Below are 3,826 nucleotides of genomic sequence, written 5' to 3'. Positions count from 1 at the left end.
ATCATAAAATCAAAAGAAAGTACCTGCAATTATACTTAAATGAATTTGTATATAAACTAAATCGAAGATATTTTGCAGATAAACTATTTGATAGGCTCATTATTGCTAACATTACAGCGGTATGATGAAAAACGGATATACATAAAAAAATAAAATTAAAATCAATAGTAATTTGAAGATGGAGAATTTCATAAGTCTTTTTAAGTATTAATTTAACTCAGTTGCCACTTTAGTTGATAAGATAGCTATTTTAATCATCAAATGTTTCGTGATATTCTACAGTGTTTTGATTTCCATAAGGGTAATCCCCAAAACGTTTTACAATGCCATGTGTTGCTAATAAAAGAAACTCATTGATTGCCATCTCGTCATTACTGTGGGTATTGATGTAATCAAGAACGATTAACGCAGCCTGCTCTCTTACTTTATCATATTTATCATTTGGAATCTCAGACGTTTTTGATATTCCATAAGTAAATTGTTGAGTAACGATTCGCCACTTTAACCAAGCTTCAAAAAGATAAATGCTGTATTTTTTTTGGTCTATAATTGATTTGTAAATATCAACTGCTTTATTAATTGAGTTTTCATCTAGATTTTCAGCATGCTTTACATACTGGTCTGCAAGCTCAATCTGATAAATACAATATTCCTGAAACTTTGTTGTCTGTTTCGAAATTTTTTCAAGTAAAATCAAAGCCTCTTTCAAGTTTGTTGTTTTTAATTTTTTGTATGTTTCATATTCGGCAGATTTGATATAGTTCTTCTTATCAATCGTTTTCCAGTACACTTCCTCATTCATTCTGATAAAATTATGAGTTGCGAATGTTGAGTACAAATAATTTATGTATTTGTCACAAAATGCTTTATATTTTTCAAAATCCTTTTTAAAGGCAGGTGAATTAAAGCCTTTATTGATAGAAATACTGTAACTCTGTTTTGTTAAGGTTAAATAATCGGAAATATAAGTTTTAAGAGTATCATTTTTAAATTGAATCTTTTTTAAACTGTCGCAGACTTGGATATGATCTCCGAGCAAAGTTTTTACTTCTTTATCCGTTGCATCATCGATGATCAAATTGATTATTTCTTTCTGTTCGCTAATGATATTATTGATGTGAAAGGATTGGTAACCGTCTTTTAATTTGATAACTAATTTTGAATCACTCTTACCCTCATTCAATAAATTCTGACTATAACTATTGCCAAAAAGTAAAAATGATAAAGCTATTGTTAGTAGTTTTGTTTTTAAATTTAATCTGTTCATTGGGCTTATTTTCTATTCACCATATTCTGCTAATGGCTTAAAGGGTAATATTGTGAATTCAAAGTCAAGATTTTTTTGATTACATTAATCAATATTAGTTGCTTATTTTAAAAGGTTTCCACTTTTCATTTATTTTTCGCCTTTTTGCTCCTACATTGATAGGCATTTCATGCAAATCATTTATTGTATTGTCTAATTCTACAACCTGTAGCAATGAAATGATTTTTATATTCTCTTCTGTATGGTCATCTTCACCACACAAAAATTGCCAATCACCCTCAGAATCATGCGTGACATATAAAATATATTTAGTTTTTTCCAAAACATGATTGCAAACAAAGCTGGCCATATTTTTTGATTCTTTAAATTTAAACTCGGTTTCTTTAGAGTCTTTTTTGTTTTGTCCAAATACTTTAAATAGGCATAAGGAGATTAAAATTAAGGATAGTGGTTTTTTCATTTTTGATTTTTTTTGATTATTGTTTTCTTGTTTTTTTTACTTTTCTAGCTGCTAATAAAATCAAATGTTTCTCTTTTATTTTAGATATTTATTTAATTCTGTAGTTAGTTGTTTTGCTTGGATGTATAATTCAGTCTCCAGTTTGTTTGAAGAGGTTTGAAAAAATCGATGGGTATTAATTATAAAAAGTTCTTCACTGGTCTTATCTTTTAGTTTTGCCGTTACTGTGCAGTAAGTTCGTTTCATTGAGTTTCCACCACTTGTAAACACTTTTTCTTTTTGTCCACTTGCAGTAATGGCTTCAATATTTTCCAATGGAAATGTTTTTGAAATAAAAAAGTTCTTTTTTGAAGTAAGAGTATTAGTATCCCAGTCTATGACTAAATTTTTTTTGGAAGATTGCAAAATTCGGAAAATACCAGATGTAGATTGTACAACTGCCTGAAAAGCAAAGATAAGCCCACCTCCAACACTAATATAACCGGTTGTTTTAATACCTTGACTCATCAAAAAATAAGTAACTACAAAAAGAGATAAGCCAATAAGGAGTATAATAATAGAATCAAACCAGTCTTTCGCCGTTTTACTGTAGTTAATTATAAGTTTACTTTTATTTTGAATAATGGTGAAATTTTTAATTCTTTTTTCAAAGTATTTCATATTATTTAAGCTGTTGATTGATGCTATTCTTAATGTACTCTCGAATATTTATTGACCACACTTTTAGCATCGCCTTGATGTATTGTCAGAATATCTGTTTCTTGATTATAATTAACGGTGTATTTATATTTTCGGTTGCCTTTTTCATCAAGAATGATCTTTCCGTCTACAAGCTTATATTTTAAGTTGATTTCCGTTTGATCTCCTTCATACGTATAAGAACTGATCGTGTTTTTATTGATATGAAGTTCGGTGGTCTTGAACTGATTATAAAATTTTTCACCTATTTTCTTCTTTTCTTCTGGATCTTTAAGATGACCTAGCGTTTTTTCAAAATAATTGAAGGTGTATTTTTCGGTATTTTCATAGTAAATGGTGTCAGTATCCATGGTATAGAGATTCAGTTTCCAGTTTCCGGAAATATCTTTCTTTATTTCCTTTTTCGGAAATAATAGAATGGTGATTATCATGAATAAAGAAGAAATAATGATTTTCATGGTAATATTCGTTAGTTATTTCGTATCGTTTTTTTTTCCTTTGCTTAAGGAAGATCGTCCATAAAGTAAATGTAATTATTCCGATAAAGAATGTTAGCAAGAGTGCCGCATTAAAAAATCCAGAGGCCTCATTTCCCATTGTTTTACCCCAATAAGAAGTCATCATCGCAATACATACAATGATCATGGCTAAGAATGATAATGAAAATAGGATAACGAGTGTTATTACTAGAATTCGGGTTATTAGTTTTAGTTCTTTCATGGAATCTTTAAAATTAAGTATTTTTCTGATTTTAAAGTATCAAATTAGCCGTTTAAAAATTATTTTGAAGATAATAAATTGAAAATGATATATTTAAATCTAATTATTCAGATTTAGTCTTTACAAATAGTATTGTTTCAGGATCTTGTCCTCCTCGATATTCAAATGATAAGCTATGATCATCGTCATTGTCATAAGGACTTGCCCATTCAGACAAATTACCGTTTTTGTCATAAAATTCTACTAACCCATCGTTACCGCCGGTCTTCCACGTTCCCTTCTTTTTTAATCCGATTCCTTCAAGTCCGTCAAATAGGTAAGTTCCATCTTCAGATAAAATCAGTTTTGGCTCATTAATCCCCTTTTTACTTGCGTTAAATGAAGTATTCGGAGTGTAAGTTCCTGCAAGATCTTTCATTTCACTTTTATTGAGTGATGGCAGCGTTACTAAATACCAGAAAGCAATCGACCCCCAACATAAAACAGGAATGATAGTGATGGTAAGGGCTGTTTTTTTTAATGTAGAAGATTTTTTAATAATTCCGATAAGCATTGTGACCAAAGCAATGATCATAAATAACCCACCTATTAAAATATGTATATCCGTAATCATCCATAATTTCGTATATTTGTTTGTTATATAATAAGTTAGATGGATATATTTAGTTTTACGGCTGATT

5 protein-coding genes and 1 pseudogene are annotated in these 3,826 nt (G+C 29.4%); 1 reads left to right on the top strand and 5 read right to left on the bottom strand.

The window, feature by feature from the left end:
• Positions 1-125: pseudogene (locus AB671_RS22410) on the top strand (IS1595 family transposase); the annotation flags it as partial.
• A gap of 125 nt (positions 126-250) precedes the next feature.
• On the opposite strand, the gene AB671_RS21610 reads toward AB671_RS22410, so the two are convergent.
• The 5 genes from AB671_RS21610 to AB671_RS21585 all read right to left on the bottom strand — a co-directional run.
• On the bottom strand, positions 251-1,267 hold the full coding sequence (locus tag AB671_RS21610; RefSeq protein WP_066680704.1) for a hypothetical protein: 1,017 nt from the start codon (positions 1,265-1,267) through the stop codon (positions 251-253).
• Positions 1,268-1,361: 94 nt separating this feature from the next.
• Positions 1,362-1,727 (bottom strand): hypothetical protein, encoded by a 366-nt coding sequence (locus AB671_RS21605; RefSeq protein ID WP_082987389.1) that lies wholly within the window; start codon positions 1,725-1,727, stop codon positions 1,362-1,364.
• Positions 1,728-1,802: 75 nt separating this feature from the next.
• Positions 1,803-2,387, bottom strand: a complete 585-nt coding sequence (locus tag AB671_RS21600; RefSeq protein ID WP_066680712.1) for a hypothetical protein — start codon at positions 2,385-2,387, stop codon at positions 1,803-1,805.
• Positions 2,388-2,416: 29 nt separating this feature from the next.
• Positions 2,417-2,884 carry a hypothetical protein gene (locus tag AB671_RS21595; RefSeq protein ID WP_157444301.1) on the bottom strand — a complete coding sequence of 156 codons (468 nt, stop codon included), beginning with the start codon at positions 2,882-2,884 and terminating at the stop codon, positions 2,417-2,419.
• Positions 2,885-3,249: 365 nt separating this feature from the next.
• The coding region (locus tag AB671_RS21585) for a hypothetical protein (protein WP_228390987.1) at positions 3,250-3,826 on the bottom strand (577 nt) is incomplete at its 5' end.

It is taken from the genome of Chryseobacterium sp. BGARF1, from assembly GCF_001677955.1.
Lineage (GTDB): Bacteria > Bacteroidota > Bacteroidia > Flavobacteriales > Weeksellaceae > Chryseobacterium.
This window is presented reverse-complemented; position numbering and strand designations above follow the sequence as displayed.

Coding starts and splice junctions, on each gene's coding strand:
- AB671_RS21610 (WP_066680704.1), bottom strand. CDS start 1,267: ATGAACAGATTAAATTTAAAAACAAAACTACTAACAATAGCTTTATCA.
- AB671_RS21605 (WP_082987389.1), bottom strand. CDS start 1,727: ATGAAAAAACCACTATCCTTAATTTTAATCTCCTTATGCCTATTTAAA.
- AB671_RS21600 (WP_066680712.1), bottom strand. CDS start 2,387: ATGAAATACTTTGAAAAAAGAATTAAAAATTTCACCATTATTCAAAAT.
- AB671_RS21595 (WP_157444301.1), bottom strand. CDS start 2,884: ATGAAAATCATTATTTCTTCTTTATTCATGATAATCACCATTCTATTA.